20 protein-coding genes and 1 tRNA gene are annotated in these 18348 nt (G+C 75.7%); 10 read left to right on the top strand and 11 right to left on the bottom strand.

All coding sequences use genetic code 11. The annotated features are described in order from the left end of the window. From FHL79_RS17455 to FHL79_RS17465, 3 genes are all read right to left on the bottom strand, one after another. The coding region (locus tag FHL79_RS17455) for a PP2C family protein-serine/threonine phosphatase (RefSeq protein WP_138759853.1) at positions 1-1259 on the bottom strand (1259 nt) is incomplete at its 3' end. After that, positions 1256-1717: an FHA domain-containing protein FhaB/FipA gene (locus tag FHL79_RS17460; RefSeq protein WP_138759854.1), complete on the bottom strand. Its 462-nt coding sequence runs from the start codon at positions 1715-1717 to the stop codon at positions 1256-1258. The genes FHL79_RS17460 and FHL79_RS17455, both read right to left, overlap by 4 nt. A gap of 34 nt (positions 1718-1751) precedes the next feature. After that, positions 1752-2549: an FHA domain-containing protein gene (locus FHL79_RS17465; RefSeq protein ID WP_138759855.1), complete on the bottom strand. Its 798-nt coding sequence runs from the start codon at positions 2547-2549 to the stop codon at positions 1752-1754. Positions 2550-2795: 246 nt separating this feature from the next. Between FHL79_RS17465 and FHL79_RS17470 the strand changes: the two genes are divergently transcribed. Further along, positions 2796-2881, top strand: a tRNA-Leu gene (locus FHL79_RS17470). 55 nt (positions 2882-2936) lie between these two features. On the opposite strand, the gene FHL79_RS17475 is transcribed toward FHL79_RS17470, so the two are convergent. Continuing rightward, entirely contained in the window at positions 2937-3458 is a 522-nt protein-coding gene (locus FHL79_RS17475; RefSeq protein WP_138759856.1) for a DUF1707 SHOCT-like domain-containing protein, read from the bottom strand. Positions 3459-3600: 142 nt separating this feature from the next. Here FHL79_RS17475 and FHL79_RS17480 point away from each other — a divergent pair, with 142 nt between their 5' ends. The 3 genes from FHL79_RS17480 to FHL79_RS17490 are packed head-to-tail and all read left to right on the top strand — an operon-like array spanning position 3601 to position 5474. Further along, positions 3601-4521: an aldose epimerase family protein gene (locus FHL79_RS17480; protein ID WP_138759857.1), complete on the top strand. Its 921-nt coding sequence runs from the start codon at positions 3601-3603 to the stop codon at positions 4519-4521. Further along, positions 4482-5243 carry an MOSC domain-containing protein gene (locus tag FHL79_RS17485; RefSeq protein WP_246080921.1) on the top strand — a complete coding sequence of 254 codons (762 nt, stop codon included), beginning with the start codon at positions 4482-4484 and terminating at the stop codon, positions 5241-5243. Before FHL79_RS17480 ends, FHL79_RS17485 begins: the two co-directional genes overlap by 40 nt. Positions 5244-5258: 15 nt before the next feature. Next, on the top strand, positions 5259-5474 hold the full coding sequence (locus FHL79_RS17490) for an RNA-binding S4 domain-containing protein (RefSeq protein ID WP_138759858.1): 216 nt from the start codon (positions 5259-5261) through the stop codon (positions 5472-5474). Between the two features lie 174 nt (positions 5475-5648). Here FHL79_RS17490 and FHL79_RS17495 read toward each other — a convergent pair whose 3' ends face one another. Then, the gene (locus tag FHL79_RS17495; RefSeq protein ID WP_138759859.1) at positions 5649-6602 is read right to left on the bottom strand and encodes an endonuclease/exonuclease/phosphatase family protein; all 954 of its coding nucleotides are present in this window, start codon (positions 6600-6602) and stop codon (positions 5649-5651) included. A gap of 125 nt (positions 6603-6727) precedes the next feature. Between FHL79_RS17495 and FHL79_RS17500 the strand changes: the two genes are divergently transcribed. The 3 genes from FHL79_RS17500 (at position 6728) to FHL79_RS17510 (ending at position 10629) form a co-directional block, all read left to right on the top strand. Continuing rightward, positions 6728-8356 carry a CYTH and CHAD domain-containing protein gene (locus FHL79_RS17500; protein WP_138759860.1) on the top strand — a complete coding sequence of 543 codons (1629 nt, stop codon included), beginning with the start codon at positions 6728-6730 and terminating at the stop codon, positions 8354-8356. 11 nt (positions 8357-8367) lie between these two features. Continuing rightward, positions 8368-9555, top strand: a complete 1188-nt coding sequence (locus FHL79_RS17505; RefSeq protein ID WP_246080922.1) for a metallophosphoesterase — start codon at positions 8368-8370, stop codon at positions 9553-9555. Positions 9556-9723: 168 nt separating this feature from the next. Further along, a complete protein-coding gene (locus FHL79_RS17510) occupies positions 9724-10629 on the top strand; it encodes a hypothetical protein (RefSeq protein WP_138759861.1) in 906 nt (301 codons plus the stop codon). Positions 10630-10677: 48 nt separating this feature from the next. Here the strand turns inward: FHL79_RS17510 and FHL79_RS17515 are convergent, their stop codons facing one another. Continuing rightward, positions 10678-11706 carry an ATP-dependent 6-phosphofructokinase gene (locus FHL79_RS17515; protein ID WP_138759862.1) on the bottom strand — a complete coding sequence of 343 codons (1029 nt, stop codon included), beginning with the start codon at positions 11704-11706 and terminating at the stop codon, positions 10678-10680. An 83-nt stretch (positions 11707-11789) separates the two neighbouring features. Between FHL79_RS17515 and FHL79_RS17520 the strand changes: the two genes are divergently transcribed. Then, a complete protein-coding gene (locus tag FHL79_RS17520; RefSeq protein WP_246080923.1) occupies positions 11790-12530 on the top strand; it encodes a GntR family transcriptional regulator in 741 nt (246 codons plus the stop codon). Positions 12531-12547: 17 nt separating this feature from the next. Here FHL79_RS17520 and FHL79_RS26200 read toward each other — a convergent pair whose 3' ends face one another. Both FHL79_RS26200 and FHL79_RS17530 read right to left on the bottom strand, forming a co-directional pair. Beyond that, positions 12548-13675 (bottom strand): GAF domain-containing protein, encoded by a 1128-nt coding sequence (locus FHL79_RS26200; protein ID WP_138759864.1) that lies wholly within the window; start codon positions 13673-13675, stop codon positions 12548-12550. A 128-nt stretch (positions 13676-13803) separates the two neighbouring features. Beyond that, on the bottom strand, positions 13804-14442 hold the full coding sequence (locus FHL79_RS17530; RefSeq protein WP_138759865.1) for an MBL fold metallo-hydrolase: 639 nt from the start codon (positions 14440-14442) through the stop codon (positions 13804-13806). Positions 14443-14582: 140 nt separating this feature from the next. Here FHL79_RS17530 and FHL79_RS17535 point away from each other — a divergent pair, with 140 nt between their 5' ends. After that, positions 14583-14801 (top strand): hypothetical protein, encoded by a 219-nt coding sequence (locus FHL79_RS17535; RefSeq protein ID WP_138759866.1) that lies wholly within the window; start codon positions 14583-14585, stop codon positions 14799-14801. A gap of 31 nt (positions 14802-14832) precedes the next feature. On the opposite strand, the gene FHL79_RS17540 is transcribed toward FHL79_RS17535, so the two are convergent. From FHL79_RS17540 to FHL79_RS17550, 3 genes are all read right to left on the bottom strand, one after another. Further along, the gene (locus FHL79_RS17540) at positions 14833-15456 is read right to left on the bottom strand and encodes a class I SAM-dependent methyltransferase (protein WP_138759867.1); all 624 of its coding nucleotides are present in this window, start codon (positions 15454-15456) and stop codon (positions 14833-14835) included. 7 nt (positions 15457-15463) lie between these two features. Further along, entirely contained in the window at positions 15464-16243 is a 780-nt protein-coding gene (locus tag FHL79_RS17545) for an enoyl-CoA hydratase-related protein (protein WP_138759868.1), read from the bottom strand. A 69-nt stretch (positions 16244-16312) separates the two neighbouring features. After that, positions 16313-17167, bottom strand: coding sequence for a 3-hydroxyacyl-CoA dehydrogenase family protein (locus FHL79_RS17550; RefSeq protein ID WP_138759869.1), 855 nt, complete (start codon positions 17165-17167; stop codon positions 16313-16315). A 234-nt stretch (positions 17168-17401) separates the two neighbouring features. On the opposite strand from FHL79_RS17550, the gene FHL79_RS17555 reads away from it, so the two are divergent. Further along, positions 17402-18301: a DUF4394 domain-containing protein gene (locus FHL79_RS17555; protein ID WP_138759870.1), complete on the top strand. Its 900-nt coding sequence runs from the start codon at positions 17402-17404 to the stop codon at positions 18299-18301. The last annotated feature ends 47 nt before the right edge of the window (positions 18302-18348 follow it).

Below are 18348 nucleotides of genomic sequence, written 5' to 3' on the forward strand. Positions count from 1 at the left end.
GTCGGGGGAGCAGGTGCGGAGCTGGTGCTCGACGCGGTGCTCGGGGTGGTGCGGCAGGGCGGCAGCCGCTGGTCGCGGAGGTTGTCCAGGATCCGCTGGGCGTCGTCCCGGTCGGAGGCGTCGATGCCGCCGGTGACCCGGCTGCGGGCGGCCTGGGTGAGGTCGGTGGTGGCCAGGCCGGTCGCCTCGTCGAGCCGGAACAGGTCCACCCCGACGATGGAGGCGTCCAGGCCCTGGAACACCGCGACCTCGTTGCCGTCCGCGGTCTCCGCGACCCCGACGAACCAGTGCCCCATGACGAACAGGTAGCCACCGATCGCCGCTGCGGCGAGCACCACGAGGGCGGCGAGCGAGACCAGCGCGGTGCGCAGCGGGCGCCGGCGCACCGGCGGGGAGGTGGTGGCCACCGCCGGGTTGACCTGGGCCGGCTGCGGGTCGGCGAGCGCCGCCCGGCCGGCCGCCGAGCGGGGGTCGACCTCGCGCTGCCCGCGGTTGTCCCCGGCGGCGCCGTCGACGACCGGGTCGATCAGGGCGCCGCGGCCGTCGTCCTCGACCACGTCGGCGACGATGCAGGTGATGTTGTCCGGGCCGCCGCTGCGCAGCGCCAGCTCGATCAGCCGGTCGGCGGTGGCCTGCGGGTCGGGGTCGCGCATCGCCGCGGCGAGGGTCTCGAAGGTGACCACGCCGGACAGGCCGTCGGAGCAGAGCAGGTAGCGGTCGCCGGCCCGGGCGTCGCGCATCGACAGGTCGGGCTCGACGTCCTGCCCGTTGAGGGCGCGGAGCAGCAGCGACCGCTGCGGGTGGCTGCTCGCCTCCTCCTCGGTGATCCGGCCGTCGTCGATCAGCGTCTGCACGAACGTGTCGTCGTGGGTGATCTGGGCGAGCTCGCCGTCGCGCATCAGGTAGGCGCGGGAGTCCCCGACGTGGCAGAGCCCGAGCCGGCCGCCGGCGAAGAGGACGGCGGTCAGCGTCGTCCCCATGCCCTCCAGGTGCGGCGCCTCGCGGATCACCTCGCGCAGGTGCTCGCTGCCGTCGAACACCGCCTGCCGCAGCGCCTGCAGCAGGTCGCCGGAGGGGGCGTCGTCGTCGAGGTGCTCCAGGGCGGCGATGACCACCTTGCTGGCGACGTCACCGGCGGCGTGGCCGCCCATCCCGTCGGCGACGGCGAGCAACCGCGGACCGGCGTAGACCGAGTCCTGGTTGGTGCCGCGGATCAGACCGCGGTCGGAGCGGGCGGCGTAGCGCAGGACGAGCGTCATGAACGGAGCTCCAGCACGGTCTGGCCGATCCGGATCGGTTGGCCGGGGCCGACCAGCAGGGGACCCTGCACGCGCTGCTGGTCGAGGTAGGTGCCGTTGGTCGACCCGAGGTCCTCGACGTACCACTGGCCGCTGCGGTTGGTGAGCCGCGCGTGCCGGGACGAGGCGAAGTCGTCGGTCAACACGAGGGTGGAGTCGTCGGCACGGCCGATCAGGATCGCCTGCTCCCCGAGGGTGATGCGGGTGCCCGAGAGTGGGCCCGCGGTCACGACGAGGTGTCGCTGACCGCGGTTGCCGCGCTTGCGCCCGGCCGCCGCGGCCCGGGGCGGGACGGAGGTGACCCGGCCGGCGCGACCGCCGAACAGGTCCGCCCGGACGACCCGGAAGGCGGCGAAGATGAACAGCCAGAGCAACAGCAGGAAACCGAAGCGGAAGGCCTGCAGGACGATCTCCGCCATCAGCCCGCCGCCCGGGGCGCAGTCCCGGACCTGGTCATGCGCCGTCCTGCCGGTAGACCAGCACCGAGTGGCCGATCCGGATGACGTCGCCGTCGGCGAGGTCCTGCCGGCCGACCCGCCGGCCGTTGACCAGTGTGCCGTTCGTGGACCCGAGGTCCTCGACGGTGACGACGGTCCCGACGAGTTGGACGTCGACGTGCTTGCGGCTGACGCCGGTGTCGGGCAGCCGGATGTCGGCCTCCGTGCCGCGGCCGAGCACGTTGCTGCCCTGCTCGAGCACGTGCTTGGTGCCGGGGCCGTCGACGACCAGGACGTGCGCCACCTGCCGGCCGGCGCGGCCGACGACCGGCGGCTCCTGGGCGCCGGTGTCGGTGGACCCGGTGCGCATCGAGGGCAGCGGCGGGAGCGGGGGACGGCCGGACGGGGCCGGTGGCCCGGCGACCTCGGTGCGGTGCGCGTTGCCACCGGTGACGTGCGAGGCGACCTCGAAGACGCCGGTGCGCAGCGCCTCGTCGCGCTCCAGCCGCACCTGGACGTCGCCGAAGGTCTGGTAGCCCTCGGCCACGACGTGCTCGGTGACCATGTCGGCGAGCTCGCCGGCCAGCTGCTCGGACCACTCGGCGAGGTTGTCGTGGTCGACCGGGCCGAGGGTGACGACGTAGAGGTCCGGGGCGAGCACCCGGCCACCGCCGAGCACGGACCGCTGCTCGTCGGCCTCGCGCTGCAGGGCCGTGGCGATCTCCGCCGGGTGGACCTTGCCCTTGAAGACACGCGCGAACGCCAGCCCGACCATGCCCTCGAGGCGTCGCTCGAAGCGCTGCAGCACACCCACAGTCGCTCCCTCGCGTCTCGGCTGACCTCCCACTGCACCTGAGCGCTGATCGTAACCGGGGGAGGGTGGCCGGACCGGTCGGCAAGCGCGGGACGCCCCGGCGATCTCTGCCGGCCCGCGTCCCGCGCACTGTCTACCAGCGGCACCCTCCCGGCTCCGCAGGCCGCGCCGGGAACGATGCCACCGGGCCGCGCCAGGGGCGGGCCCGGGGGGCCCTGGACCGGCTGCTAGTGTTCTCCCTCGCCAGGGCAAGTGGCGGAATGGCAGACGCGCACGGTTCAGGTCCGTGTGTCCGAGAGGACGTGGGGGTTCAACTCCCCCCTTGCCCACCAGGACAGAGCGCCGGTGACCGACAGGTCCCGGCGCTCTGTTGCGTCCCGGGGTCGGTCAGCCGGGCAGCCGTCCCGGGCGCCGGTCGCGCTGCCGGTCGCGGCCGGGCCCGCGGGCTCCGCCGAGGGTCTGCGCCAGCAGCACCACGCCCCAGGGGCCGATCACCCACACCGGCCACGGGTAGATCCAGTCGCCGGTGCCCAGCGAGGTCAGCACCCAGATCCCGACCACGATCACCGCGGTGGTCAGCCAGCTGGCCCAGGCGGCCCGGAGGCCGTTGGCCGTGCTGCCCCAGTGCCCCCAGTCACCCGCCCAGTGGGCCGTGCCCGGTCCGCCGCACCCGGCGGCCACCGGCTGGGCCGTCGGCGCGGGCTCCGGGCGGACCACGGGCGGCTGCTCGACCGCCGGGAGGTCCGCGGTCAGCTGGTCCAGCTCGCCGTAGGTGCGGGCGGCGTAGGCGCGGGACAGCCGGTCGTCGAACTCGGCGACGGTGAGCCGCCCGGCGGACATGTGCGTGCCGAGCACCTCGGCCACGGCAGCTCGGTCGGCATCGGCAGCGCGCAGGTGGGACTCGGGCATCCTGGGACTCCTCGGTCGGTCGCAGCACCAGTCTGCCGCCGGAGGGCGTCCGGTGGCCACTGACGTCTGTCACCAGTTCCTCCGTTCCACGTGGAACCCGGCGTTGTGCTGAGCTGTCCGGGACCGTCTCCGAGGAGGACCCATGTCGCTCGACCCGCTCTGGCCGTCCAGCACACCGCTCGACGCCGAGGTGACCGCCGGCGGCGCCCGGCTGGCCGTCGACCTCCGCGGTGGTGGGCTCCGCGAGCTGGTGGTCGGGGAGTGGCAGCTGCTGGACGGCTACGCCGCCGGCACGGTGCCGGCCGGACGACGCGGCGGCGTGCTGCTGCCGTGGCCCAACCGGCTGCGCGATGGCCGCTGGCAGTGGCGCGGTGCCGACCTGCAGCTGGACGTGGTCAGCGCCGCGTCGCCCAACGCCGTCCACGGGCTGCTGTCCGCGCAGCCGTGGGCCGTGCTGGGCGAGCGGCCGGCCGGCGTCACCGTCGGCACGGTCCTCCAGCCACGCGGCGGCTACCCGTTCCGGCTGGCGACGGCGATCGACTACGACCTGGCCCCAGGCCGGCTGGCGGTCACCGTGCGGGTGCGGAACGCGGGGGACGACGATGCTCCCTTCGGCGTGGGCATGCACCCCTACCTGCACGTGGGTGCCCCCGCCGAGGGCGGCCTGGCCGACGCCGAGCTCCGCGTGCCGGCGCGCACGGCGATGGTGGTCGACGGCGGCCTGCCGACCGGGGAGAGCCGGCCCTTCGACGGCGCGGTCGGCCGGATCGGGGACCGGGCCCTGGACGACCCGGTCACCGACCTGGTCCGGGACGACGAGGGCTGGGCGCGGGTGGAGCTGCGCGGCCCGGCCGGGTCCCTGGAGCTCGCCGTCGACCGCTCCTGGCCGTGGCTGCAGGTCTACAGCGGTGACACGCTCCCGGCCGGGCAGCGTCGGCGCAGCCTGGCGGTGGAGCCGATGACCTGCCCGCCGAACGCGCTGGCCGACGGCGCGGACCTCGTCGTCCTGGCGCCGGAGGAGACGTGGTCGGGCAGCTGGACGCTGGGCTGGACGCCGGCGTGAGCGACCTGCGGGTGCTCGAGGCGTGGCGGTTCCCGGTGAAGTCGCTGCTGGGCGAGCGGGTCGAGCGCGCCGAGGTCGGCTGCGAGGGTCTCGCCGGGGACCGCGGCTGGGCGCTGTTCGACGTCGGGACCGGCTTCGGGCTCACCGCCCGCCGGGTGCCCGAGCTGCTGTTCGCCGCAGGCCGGCTGCGAGCCGACGGCACGGCGGAGGTGGTCCTGCCCGACGGCACGGCCACCGCCGACGACGCGGTCCTGTCGGCGTGGGCGGGGCGCCCGGTGGCGCTGCGGCCCGCCGCCGCCGTGCACGGCCCCCGCCACTTCGAGAACCCCGCCGACGCCGAGCACGAGGACACCGGGCGCTGGGACCCGTTCGCCGGAGCGGACGGCGCCTTCCACGACAACGCCGACGCGCGGGTCACGCTGGTGTCGACCGGCACGCTGGGCGGCTGGGACCGGCGGCGGTTCCGGGCCAACGTGGTGCTCGGCGGCGCGGGGGAGGACGAGCTGGTGGGGCGGCGCGTCCAGCTGGGCACGGCGGAGCTGGACGTCGTCCGCCGGGTGCCGCGCTGCGTGATGACGACCCGCCCGCAGGCCGGCGGCATCGGCCGGGACACCGCGGTGCTGAAGACCATCCACCGGGAGCGCGGCGGGGCGCTGGCCGTCGGCGCGCTCGTGGCGCAGCCCGGCGTCCTCGCGGTGGGCGACACCGTCGTCCCGTCCTGAGGGAGGATCGGCGGCGTGCGCACCATCGAGCTCCGCCCCGGCGAGGAGACCATCCGGCTCGGCCAGCTGCTGAAGCTGGTCGACGCCGTCCCCTCCGGCGCCCAGGTCAAGGACGTCCTCACGTCCGGGGACGTCGCGGTCAACGGCGACCCCGAGGAGCGCCGCGGCCGGCAGCTGCACCGGGGCGACGTCGTCTCGGTGGCCGGGCAGGAGGACGTTCGCATCGGCTGATCCGTGCGGTGGGTCAGCGGCGCTGGCGCAGCGTGACCACGCGCGGGATGACACGCCATGAAACACAGAGTTCACACAACCGACGTGCAGCCTGCCGGGATGTGGGCATGGCGGGAGTGCCCGGGCGGCGGTGGTGCGGAACCCGCCGCCCGGGGCTCTCGTCCCGCCGGTGGCTCAGCCCGGTGGCAGCCGCAGGTCCGCGACCAGGGCGCGGTGGTCGGTCCCTGGCACGTGCACCACCGCGAGGGACACCACCCCGATCCGCGGGTCGACGAGCACGTGGTCCAGCGTGAGCCGGGGCACCGGCACCCGCACCGGGGACCAGGTGGGTCGCATCGCCTGGCCGGTCACCCGTGCCGCGTCCACCCACCCGCGGCGCAGCAGCCGCCGGAACGCGCCGTGGTCCGGGGTCGCGTTGAAGTCGCCGGCGAGCACCCGGAGCACCCCGGCCGCGGGGTCGGGCAGCAGCTCGAGGTCGTCCTCCCAGCGCGCGACCTGACCGGCCGACGTGGTCGGTGGGTGGGTGTGCACCGCCGTCACCTCCAGGTCGCGCCCGCCCGGCACGGCCAGCCGGGCGCTCGGCTGACCGAAGCGGCCGGGGGCGACCGATCGCTCGCGCACCTCCAGCCGGGTCCACAGCGCGCCACCCGCCCCGGCCGGCTGGCCCGCCCCGGCGGGGACGACGTGCGCGTGCGGCAACCGGCCGGCCACCCCGGCGGCCAGCAGCCCGGAGACCGCCGCCGGGGTCACCTCGGCCAGCGCCAGCACGTCGGCGTCGATGGACCGGACCAGCGCCACGACGGCGGCCGGGTCCGCCCGCCCGTGCAGCATGTTCAGCGACACCAGGCGCAGCGCCCGGCCGTCGGTCGGCCCACCCGGCGTCCGGCGGACGCCGGCGAGGACCGACCCGCCCAGCACCGCGGCGGCGCCGGCGGCCAGCCAGGTGGCGCTGCGCGAGCGGGCGAGCACGCCAGCCACCACCGGCAGGACGCTGGTGCCCGCTGCGTACCGGGTGAAGGCGGTTGCCGGCACCAGCGGGAAGCCGTGGTCCGAGCCGGTCGCGCGGACGGCCGCCCAGCCGGCCCAGGGTGCGGCGAGGACGAGGGCGGCGCGACGCGTCAGGGGCACCCGCCCATCCTGCCGATCCCCGCCGAGCCCGGCCCGGTGGTGCCGCTGACCTGGCTGTTCACCTCGGTGGGGTAGACCCTGATCGGAGAGCGGTCCTGAACGGTGCATGAACGAGGAGTGGACGCGTGGCTGTCGAGCATCTGGAGATCGAGCGCAAGTTCGACGTCGACGAGACGTTCACGCTGCCCGACCTCACCGGCGTCGTCGGGGTGGCCGAGGTGCGCGCGCCCGTCGAGCACGCCCTCGAGGCCGCCTACTACGACACCGCCGACCTGCGGCTGGCCCGCGCGAGGGTGACCCTGCGCCGGCGCACCGGCGGCGCCGACGCGGGGTGGCACGTCAAGCTGCCGGCCGCCGCCGGTGCCCGCCGCGAGCTCCACTCGCCGCTGGGCCGGGCGCTGAAGAACCCGCCGAAGGCGGTCCTGGAGCCGGTGCTCGGGATCGTCCGCCTCGCCCCCGCGACGCAGGTCGCCACGCTGCGCACCCGCCGGGTGGTCACCGAGCTCGTGGACGCCGAGGGCCGGGTGCTCGCCGAGGTCGCCGACGACCAGGTCACCGGCACCGCGCTGCCGGCCGGGCCCGGCGAGGCCGCCGTCGTCACCGTCTGGCGGGAGGTGGAGGTCGAGCTGGTCGACGGCGACGAGGAGCTGCTGGCCGCGGTCTCCGCGGCCGTCCTGGACGCCGGCGCACGCCCGGCGACCGCGCCGTCCAAGCTCGGCCGGGTGCTCGCCGACCGGCTGGCCGCGGTCGAGGGCCCGGTGCTCCCGCCCGCCGAGCCGGCCGAGCCCGCCGAGCCGGCCGAGCCCGCCGAGCAGCGGAAGAAGGGCAAGGGCAAGGGCAAGGGCAAGAAGCGCAAGAAGGACGTCGGACGGGGGCGGACGTCGTCCGCGCCGGCCGGTGAGGTGCTCCGGGCCGCGCTGCAGCTGCAGGTGCGGGCGCTGCAGGACGCCGACCTGATGGTCCGCACCGGTCAGCCGGACGGCGTGCACCAGGTGCGGGTCTCCTGCCGCCGGCTGCGCAGCACGCTCGCCGCCTACCGCCCGGTGCTCGACCGCGCGCAGACCGATCCGCTGCGCGAGGAGCTGGCCGCGGTCGGGACGGCGCTCTCGCCCACCCGTGACGCCGAGGTCGCCCTCGCCCACCTGCGCGAGCTGGTCGCCGCCGAGCCGGCCGAGCTGGTCCTCGGCCCGGTGGCGGCCCGGCTGCAGCAGGCCGCGATCGCCGACCAGCAGGCCGGTGAGGTGGACGCCCGGGAGGCGCTGACCTCGGCCGCCTACCTGCAGCTGCGGGACGACCTGGACGCCCTGGTCGCCGAGCCGCCGCTGACCGAGGCCGCGGCCCGGCCCGCCGAGCAGGTGCTGCGCGAGATCCTCGCGCGCACCGGCAGGCGGCTGCGCCACGCGGTGGAGGCGGCGCAGGACAGCGACCACGAGGAGGCGCTGCACGCGGTGCGCAAGGCGGCCAAGCGGGTCCGGTACACCGCCGAGTCCGCGGTGCCGGTGCTCGGTGACCCGGTCCGCCGGCTGGTCGGCGCCCTCAAGGGGGTGCAGGAGGTGCTCGGCGAGCGGCAGGACACCTTCGTGACCCGGCCGCTGTGCACCCAGCTCGGGTTGCAGGCCTTCGCGGCCGGCGAGAACGCCTGGACCTGGGGCCGGCTGCACGCCCTGGAGCAGGGGCGCTGCGAGCGGGCCGAGCAGGAGTTCTGGCTGCGCTGGCCGCAGCTCCGCCCGGCCCTGGAGACGGCGACGGCGTAGGCGGGCCCGTCGTGGTCGTGTTCGCCGCCGTCGTCGGCCTGGCGATGGCGCTGCTGCACGGCTACCTGTGGTGGCGGCTGGTCCGGGGCACCACCCGGCCCGGCCGCACCCGCCGGGTGCTGACCGCGGTCACCATCGTGCTGGCGGTGCTGCCCACCGTCGCCGTGGTGTTCCGCGGTCAGCTGCCGATGTCGGTCGCGACCCCGTTGGCCTGGGTCGCGTACTCCTGGCTCGGCCTGGCGTTCTACCTCTTCCTGGCCACCGTGCTGACCGAGCCCGTCCGGGTCGCGGTCCGGCTGCTGCGCCGGAGCCGCCAGGACACGGACGGGGGCGACGCGCTCTCCCGCCGGCTCCTCCTGGCGCGGGGGCTGGGGGTGGCCGCCGGGACCGCGGCGCTGGTGACGGCGGGTACGGGCGCCGTCCTGGCGAACTCGGCGCCGGTCGTCCGCCGGGTGCCCATCCGGATCCCCCGGCTGGACCCGGCGCTGGCCGGGCTGCGGATCGTCACCTTCTCCGACGGGCACCTGTCGGCCACCTATGGCGGGCGCCGGTTCGAGCGGGTGGTGGAGACGGTGAACGCCCAGCGGCCGGACGTCGTGGCGATCGTCGGCGACCTGGTCGACGGCGAGGTCGACCAGCTCCGCGCGGACGCCGCCCCGCTCGCGGACCTGGTCAGCGACCAGGGCGTCTTCTTCGTCACCGGCAACCACGAGTACTTCGTGGACACCGCCGCCTGGCTGCGGCACCTGCCCACCCTGGGCATCGACGTGCTGCGCAACGAGCGGGTGCCGATCCGCCGCGGCAGCGCGTCCTTCGACCTGGCCGGCATCGACGACCGCACCGCCGCGGCCTCCGGCGTCCCCGGGCACGGCGCCGACCTGGACGCCGCCCTCGACGGCCGGGACGACGCCGCGGCGGTGGTCCTGCTGGCGCACCAGCCGGTGCAGGTGGAGCAGGCGCGGGTGGCCGGGGTGGACCTGCAGCTGTCCGGGCACACCCACGGCGGGCAGCTGTGGCCCTTCGACCACGTCGTGCGGCTCGACCAGCCGGTCGTCGAGGGGTGGTCGCAGCAGGGTGGCACCCAGCTGTACGTCACCGCCGGCGCGGGCTACTGGGGGCCTCCCATGCGCGTCGGGGCCCGCCCGGAGGTCACGGTCATCGAACTGCAGCCCGGGCAGCCGGTCCGACCACCGCGCTGACCGGGGCACGGGCGCACCGCGGGGTCACGGCGGTGCGCGGACCGTTCTCCTGCGTGGCGACATGCCGAGCGCTGCAGTTCCGAGACGCTCCAGTGCCTCGTGACTGCGGCAGCCGGTTACTACAACCCCCATGTGGCCGTGACGTGGCCGTCGGGGAGAGCGGGGCGCATGGGGGCGAGCGTCGGGGTGCGGTTGGCCGCTGCGCGGCTGACCGAGCTGTTGTCCCAGCCGCGGTACCGCCGCCGCTGGCAGCCGCACAGCAGCGTGCGGCGCGGCGAGCTCTCCCGGGCGGCCGTCGCGGCCGTGCTGGACGCCCACCTGGTCGAGACCGGGGAGGTCGGCTGGGACCACCAGCCGCGCAGCCTGCAGAACCGGGTCGGCCGCGCGCTGAACGGCGACCGGCTCTCCGACGCCACGCTGGAGCTGTTCATCGCGGCCTTCGAGATGACCCGGGAGCACGCCGACGAGCTGCGTGCGCTGGTCCGCGGCCGCCCGCTCCGGAACCAGCTGGTGGTGGCCACCCAGCTCGACGGCGAGGAGCCGCTGCCGCGCTGCACGGTGCGCACCCTGCAGGTCGCCGAGCACCACGAGATCGGGCCGGACCGGTCCCCCCGGCAGCACGTCACCCGCCAGCTGCTGGAGGCGATGGAGCCGACCGACCGCCAGCACTACGCCTTCGACACCCCGCACGCCGCGGTGACCGTGCTGACCGGGGGCACCCCGCTGCGCGCCTTCCGGGTGACCGGGACGCAGCTGTGCGCGGTGGAGATCGCGCTCACCGAGCCGCTGCTGCCCGGCCAGACCACCCACCTGGAGTACCGCACCGCGTTCGCCTACCCCGGGCCGCCGGTGCCGGAGTTCCGCAAGGTCGTCGCGGCCAGCATGCGGCACGTGGCCCTCACCCTCCGGTTCGACCCGTCGTGCCTGCCCCGTGAGGTGTCCTGCGCCCGCTGGGCGGACGTGGACTCGACCGACCCGACCGACGCGGTGCCGGTCCGGCTGGTCGGTGGGCAGACCGCGCAGGAGGTCGTCCCCGACGGCGAGCACGTGATCGGCTGGCGCTGGACCTGGTGACCCCCCCCATCGCCAAAGGTGCGCTTTTGGCGATGCGGATCCTCCGGTTCAGCCGGAGAAGTTGGCGGTCTCGGCGAGCCGGGACTTCGGCACCGTCTTGAGCTCGCGGACGGCGTCGGCCAGCGGGACGAGCCCGATGTCGGTGCCGTGCAGGGCGACCATCTTCCCGAAGTGGCCCTCGTGGGCGGCGATCGTGGCGTGCAGGCCGAACCGGGTGGCCAGCACCCGGTCGAACGAGGTCGGGGTACCGCCGCGCTGCACGTGGCCGAGCACCGTCGTCCGCACCTCCTTGCCGGTGCGCCGCTCGAGCTCCTCGCCCAGCTGCTGGGCGACGCCGGTGAACCGCCGGTGACCGAACTCGTCCAGGCCGCCGTCGCGCAGCGGCATGGTGCCGGGCAGCGGCGTGGCGCCCTCGCTCACCACCCCGATGACGTGCCGGTGCCCCCGGTCGAACCGGGCGGTGACCAGCTTGCAGACCTCCTCGATGTCGAAGGGCTGCTCGGGGGTGATCGTCAGGTGGGCACCGGACGCGAGCCCGGCGTTGAGCGCGATCCAGCCGGCGTGCCGGCCCATCACCTCGACCAGCAGCACCCGCTGGTGCGACTCGGCGGTGGTGTGCAGCCGGTCGATGAGGTCGGTCGCGATGCTCACCGCGGTGTCGAAGCCGAAGGTGAGGTCGGTGCCGTGGATGTCGTTGTCGATCGTCTTCGGGATGCCGATCACCGGCACGCCCTCCGACGCCAGCCACGCCGCCGCGGTCAGCGTGCCCTCGCCACCGATCGGCAGCAGCGCGTCGACCCCGTGGGCGTCGAGCACCTCGCGCATCCGGCCGAGCCCGTCGCGGAGCTTCTGCGGTGCGACGCGGGCCGAGCCCAGCACCGTGCCGCCCCGGGTGAGCAGGCCGTTGACCACGGGCCGGTCGAGCACCACGGCGTCGTCCTCGAGCAGACCACGCCAGCCGTTGCGGAACCCGACGACGGTGCTGCCGTACTCCTTCTCGGCCGTGCGGACCACGGACCGCAGGACGGCGTTCAGGCCGGGGCAGTCGCCGCCGCCGGTCAGCACTCCGATGTGCACGGGTTCTCCTCCAGAAGGGTGGTGAGGCGGGTGAACCGTACGTCATGACGTCTAGACGTCTAGCGGTGCAGTACCTTCCAGGCGTGGCGAGTGTCGAGGCGGGGCCGAAGTACCTCGCCGTCCGTGAGGCGTTGCGGCGCCGGGCGTCCGCCCTGCCCGAGCACACCCTCCTCCCCCCGGAGCCGGTGCTGTGCGCCGAGTACGGGGTCAGCCGGATCACCCTGCGCCGGGCGGTGGACGGGCTGGTCGCCGACGGGCACCTGGTCCGTGAGCAGGGCCGCGGCACGTTCGTGAGCCGGCCGGGGATCCGGCACGAGTACCGCGAGAGCTTCGTGCACCGGATCGCCGGGTTCCACTCGGTGATGACCGAGCAGGGCGCCCAGGTCGGCACCACGGTGCTGAGCCAGAAGGTGGTGCCGGCGGCACCGGCGATCGCCGTCGAGCTGAGCGTGGCGACCGCCGACGACGTCGTGGAGCTGGTCCGGCTGCGCAGCGTCGACGGGCTGCCCAACCACGTCGTCCGCAGCTTCCTGGCCGCCGACCGGTTCCCCAAGGCGGCCAGCGAGGACTTCGGCCACGGCTCGCTCTACGAGTTCCTCCGCCGGGAGTACCAAGCCGACCTCGCGCACGCCCGCCTGGTCGTGGACGTCGGCACGGCGGCCGCCGACGAGGCCGAGGTGCTCGACGTCATCGCCGGCTCCCCGCTGCTGGTGGTGCGCACCACCGTGCGGGACAGCGCCGGCCATCCGCTGGTGCACAGCTTCTCCCGGCTGCGGCCGGACGTGAGCCAGGTCGAGTTCGAGGTCTCCGTCGGCGGTCGCTGACCCTCCGGTGCGGACGGTCAGGCGCTGACCGACACCGGTGGCGAGGCCGCCCCGAGCCGCATCCGCTGGGCGCGCAGCAGCACCCGGTCCAGCGCGTGCCCGACGTGCCGGGCCAGGTCGGTGACGACGGCGGACAGGGGTGCGTCCAGGTCCCGGGTCTCCCCCCAGCCGACCAGCAGTCCCGCCGCCGCGGTGTGCTGCCCGAGCACGACGGGGGCGGCCAGCGCCGTCTCCGCGCCGACCGGGAACCGCGCCAGCGCCGGGAACTCCGCCTCGCCGGCGGCCCGGGAGCCCACCGGCACCGGACGCCGCTCCCGCACCGCCGTCGCCAGCGGGTGCGCGTCCGACAGGTACAGCCCGGTGGCCACCCGGGTGGTCGGCGGGGTGCCGGTCACCGCGGCCCACACCCGCAGGTCGGTGCTGCCCGTCTCGGCGAGCCCCAGCAGCGCCACGCTCGCCCCGAGCGGCGAGCGGACGAACCGGTCGATGCTGCGGAGGACGTCCAGCAGCGTCTCGGCCGGCTGCAGGTCCTGGCTCAGCCGGGCCACGACCCGCGCGCGGTCGGCGGCGGCCTCGGCCTCGACGTAGGCGGCGCGGGCCGAGTCGGCGGTCCTCGTCGCGGCGAGCGCGGCCCGGGCAGCCGTCGCGACCGCCTCCCGCTCGGCCAGCTCGAGGGCCTGGAACTGCAGCCGCCGGGCCGCCTCGGCGGCCAGCCCGTGCAGCGTCGCCAGGTCCCGCGCCGACCAGTCGCGGGGTTGGTCGTCGGACACGGACAGCACGCCGATCGGCCGGCCGTGCACGTCGGCCAGCGGCATCGCGGCGTAGGCGACGATCTGCATGTCCAGGACGCCCGGGCTGTCCCGCAGCTGCGGGTCCTCACGGGCGTCGCGGAGCACCAGCGGTCGGCCGGTGGAGAGCACCCGGAGGTTCATCGAGTGGCTCAGCGGCATCGACCGGCGGGTCTCCCACGGCTCGGGCAGGCCGGCGGCCCCCGGGAACACCTGGCCGCTCTTGGAGACGAGCACCACCAGGGCCCGCTGGACCCGGAGCTCGGCGCAGACCCGGGCGGCCAGCTCGTCGAACCCCTCGTCGGCGCGCGCGGGCAGCGGTGCCCAGGTGGGCAGCTCGTGGCCGGTGCTCTCCATGGCCGTGTTCCCGCCTCGTCGTCGTACGCCTGGGACGCCGGCGGGCCGGCTGCGTTGCGCTCACGTGCTGTGCGCAACCCGATGCTGTCAGATGTCGGCCGCCGGTGGACGGGTTCCACCCGGACACTTCAGACCGGAACGGACTCCCCGGGGGCGAGCCGCTCGTACGGCGTCGGCTGGCCCGGGCCGCCCGGCCCCAGCAGCCGGGCGACGCCGCCCAGCCCCAGGTCGCTGAGCAGCGCGTCGTGGACCGCGATCGCCCGCTCGGCCCGCACCTCGCGCAGGTAGTCGACCAGCTCGGCCAGCTTCGACCACGGTGCGTGCGCCGGCAGCAGCAGCGTCGGGACGGCGACCTCGGGGACGGTCAGCGCGTCCCCGGGGTGGAACACCGCGCCCTCGACGAGGAAGCCGACGTTGGGCACCCGGGGGATGTCCGGGTGGATGACCGCGTGCCACTCACCGTGGACCGAGACGTCGAACCCGGCTGCGGTGAAGGTGTCGCCGGCGCCGACGACGTGCACCCGGGAGCCGAGGCCCTCCAGCTGGGTGGCGACCGAGCCGTTGGTCCACACCTCGAGCGCGGGGTCGGCGTCCAGCGCGGCACGGACCTGCTCCGGCACGAAGTGGTCGGCGTGCTCGTGCGTCACCAGCAGCGCCGAGGCGCCGGCCCACGCGTCGTCCGCGGTGAAGGAGCCGGGGTCGACGACCAGTCGGCGGTCGCCGTCGGACAGGACGACACAGGCGTGTCCGTGCTTGGTGAGCTGCACCGGGGCCTCCTCGCAGGCGGTGGGGTCGCAGGCACGGTGCCACGCGGCGCCGGCGGTGGGGCGACCGGGGTGGTGACCCGATGGGGTGAGCACCGCACGCCCGGCTGTCCTGCCACCGTGTCCCTGCCGACAACCGGGGCATGACCTCCTCGACGCTCACCTTCGTCGCCGCCCGCAGCCGTGCGTTCGGGCCGACGGCCGCGCTGTGGCACGCCGTCGAGGTGCACCGGGTCCTCGCCGACCTGGACGGGGCGTGCGAGCTCACCGTCTGCGGCGCGCTGGCCCGGGTGACCACCGAGCGGGTCTGGCCCGCCGGCGGCACCGACGTCTGCCCGACCTGCGCCGTCCTGACCCGCTGAGCAGCGCGCCCCGGCCGGTGTTCCACGTGGATCAGCGCCGGGCGCCCTCCGGGCCGACGGCCCGCGCGGCGAGGACGGCGTAGGGCCGTCGTCCGCCGTCCCGGGTCCGGTGCACGCGTTCGACCTCGGCGAGGCCGGCCTCGCGGAGCCGGCCCGCGAGCTCGTCGGCCGGCCACCGGTACGCCTGCACCACACGGTGCTCGAACGGCTCGCACACGGCGCCGTCGAAGAACCCGGTCACCAGTGCGCCACCCGGCGCCAGGACCCGGCGGACCTCGGCGAGGGCGCCGTCCAGCTCGCCGGGGTCGAGGTGGATGAGGGAGAACCAGGCGAGGACCCCGGCCACCGATGCGTCAGGGCGTGCCAGCTCGGTCAGCGACCCCAGCTCGAACCGCACGGCCGGGTGGGACCGGCGTGCATGCGCGATGAACTCCGGCACCAGGTCGATCCCGGTGACGTCGGTGCCGGTCCGGCTCAGGAAGCCGCTCAGGTGCCCGGGTCCGCACCCGAGGTCCAGGACCGGACCCGTCAGCCGACCGAGGTGGTCCTCGACCAGCCGCAGGTCGTCGGGGTGCACGCAGTCGAGGGACCCGAACAGCTCGATGTACCGCCCGGCCAGGGACGAGTAGGCCCGAGCGACGTGCTCGGCGGCCACGGCGGCGTCAGCGGCCGGTGAACCGGGCCGGCCGCTTGGCCAGGAACGCCTCGACCGCCTCGCGGTGGTCGGCGGTGCCGCCGAGCTCGGTCTGCAGCCGGGCCTCCAGCGCCAGGGTGTCCTGCAGCGGGTCGGTGGCCGCGGTCGCCAGCACCTCCTTGATGGCCCGGTACGCGCGGGTCGGCCCGGCGGCGAGCCGGGCGGCCAGCGCCTGGGACTCGGCCAGCACCTGCTCCGCCGGGACCACCCGGTGCACCAACCCCCACTGGCCCGCGGTCTCGGCGGTGAACGGCTCGGGCAGCAGCAGCAGCTCGGTGGCCCGCGAGCCGCCCACGCAGTGGACCAGCCGGGAGGCGAGCCCGGAGTCACTGGACAGCCCGATGCCGGCGAACGCGGTGGTGAGCTTCGCGCCGGCGGCGGCCACCCGCAGGTCACCGGCGAGCGCGATGCCCAGCCCGGCACCGGCGCAGGCGCCGTTGATGCCGACGACGAGCGGCACCCGCAGCCCGGCCAGCGCCAGCAGCAGCGGGTTGTACTCGGCCTCGACCACCGACAGCGAGCTCTCTGCGTTCCCGCGCAGCACCTCCACGTGCTCGCCGAGGTCCTGGCCGACGCAGAACGCCCGCCCGGACCCGGTCAGCAGCACCGCGCGCACCGAGGAGTCCTCGGCCACCTCCCGGACCAGCGTGAGCAGCTCGGTGCGCAGCTGGTGCGAGAGCGCCGGGCGCTGCAGGGTCAGCGTGGCCACGCCGTCGGCGTCGGTCCGGGTCACCGTGGGGTCGGACATCGTCGTCCTCTCAGTCGCGTGGGGTGGGTGGAGTGCCACGGGCGTGGTTTCCGCGCCGTGGCACTCCGCTCAGGGGTAGTCGTGGAAGCCGCGGCCGGTCTTGCGGCCCAGCTCGCCGGCGGCCACCTTGTCCCGCAGCAGCTGCGGCGGGGTGAACCGCTCGCCCAGCGTCCCGGCCAGGTACTCCGCGATCGCCAGCCGCACGTCCAGGCCGACCAGGTCGGTGGAGCGCAGCGGGCCCATCGGGTGCCGGTAGCCCAGCTCCATCGCGGCGTCGATCGCCTCGGCGTCGGCCACGCCCTCCTCGAGCATCCGGATCGCCTCCAGCCCCAGCAGCACGCCCAGGCGGGAGGAGGCGAAGCCGGGGGAGTCCTTGACCACGACGTCGGTCTTGCCCAGTGCCTGCACCCAGCCGCGGGCCGACGTCACGACGTCGGCGGCCGTGTCCGGGGCGACGACGACCTCGACGAGCTTGGAGGCCGGCACCGGGTTGAAGAAGTGCAGGCCGAGGAACCGGGCGGGGCGCTGCAGGGCGGCGGCCAGCTCGGTGACCGACAGCGAGGAGGTGTTGGTGGCCAGCACGGCGTCCGGGCCTAGCGCGGTCTCCGCGGCGGTGAGCACGGCGACCTTCAGGTCGGCCCGTTCCGGGACCGCCTCCACGACCAGCCCGGTGCCGGGGGACAGCTCGGTCGCGGAGTCGACCAGGGACAGCCGGGCGAAGGTGTCGCCGACGTCGCCGGTCAGCTTCCCGCGGCGGGCGGACTCCTCGAGCCCGTCGGCGATCCGGCCGCGGGCGACGTCGGCGGCCTCGTCGCCGGCCTCGACGACCTCGACCCGGGCACCGGCGAGCAGGAACGCCTGGGCGATCCCCGCCCCCATCCGGCCTCCGCCGATCACGCCCACGTGGTCCGGGACGTCGCTCATCCCCACCGTCTCCTCGGTCCGGCCGCGCGCCGCCGTGCTCCGTTGCCGGCTCCGGACGTCGCGGACGCCGCTCATCATGCCCAGCCGCCGGAGGGGAGTCCGGCGCGGGCTCCGCCGGGCAGTGCTGAACGCGGGCGGCCCGGGCGCCGTACCCATCGACAGCAGGGCCCTCAGCGCCCGGCGCTGGGCGGCGGGACGTCCGCCTGCCCAGGAGCTCCCAGTCAGGAGACAACGATGTCCAGGACACGCACCCGCATCATGGCCGGCGCTGCCGTGCTCGCCGCACTGACGGTCGCCGCCCCGGCGGTGTCGGCCGCCGCGGACGGTGGCGCCCGGGGCGGTCAGGCCTCGGCCGACCGGCACTCCGGGGAGAGCCTGACGGCGGTCGGCCTGACCCCCGACGGCCGCACGCTGGTCTCCTTCGCCACCGACCGGCCGGAACGCGCCCGCGCTGTCGGGCCGGTGCAGGGCCTGACCGGCGACACCCGGCTCGTGGGCATCGACCACCGACCGGCCACCGGCGTGCTCTACGGCGTCGGCGACAAGGGGGGCGTCTACACGCTCACCGGGGCGACCGCGACCAAGGTCTCCCAGCTCAGCACCGCGCTGACCGGCACCGCCTTCGGCGTGGACTTCAACCCCGTCGTCGACCGGCTGCGCATCGTCAGCAACAGCGGACAGAACCTGCGGCAGGACGTCACTGCCCAGGGCGGCACGATCGTCGACGGCACCCTCACCTACCCGGCGGCCCCGCCGGCGACCTCGCCGACCACCGCGACCGGCGTCACCGCTGCCGCGTACACCAACAACGACGGCAGCGCGGCCACCGCGACCACCCTGTTCGACATCGACACCGCGCGCGACCAGGTCGTGATCCAGTCCCCGGCCAACGCCGGCCTGCTCGCCGCGACCGGCGCGCTGGGCGTGGACGCCACCGGGGACGCCGGCTTCGACGTCTACAGCGAGGTCCGCAAGGGGAGCGCGGTCGAGCTGTTCCCCTACGCCTCGCTGAAGGTCGGCGACCGCTACGCGCTGTACGAGGTCTCGCTGCTCAGCGGCGCGGTCTCGCTCGAGGGCACCTTCCCCCGGGACCGCCAGGTCAGCGACCTCAGCTTCGCGCCCGGCCAGCTCTGACCCGCCCCTGGTGGCGCGGGCCCACCGTGCCCGCGCCACCGGGGTGG

Origin of the sequence: Modestobacter altitudinis (assembly GCF_005930475.1) — a bacterium.
Classification (GTDB): domain Bacteria; phylum Actinomycetota; class Actinomycetes; order Mycobacteriales; family Geodermatophilaceae; genus Modestobacter; species Modestobacter altitudinis.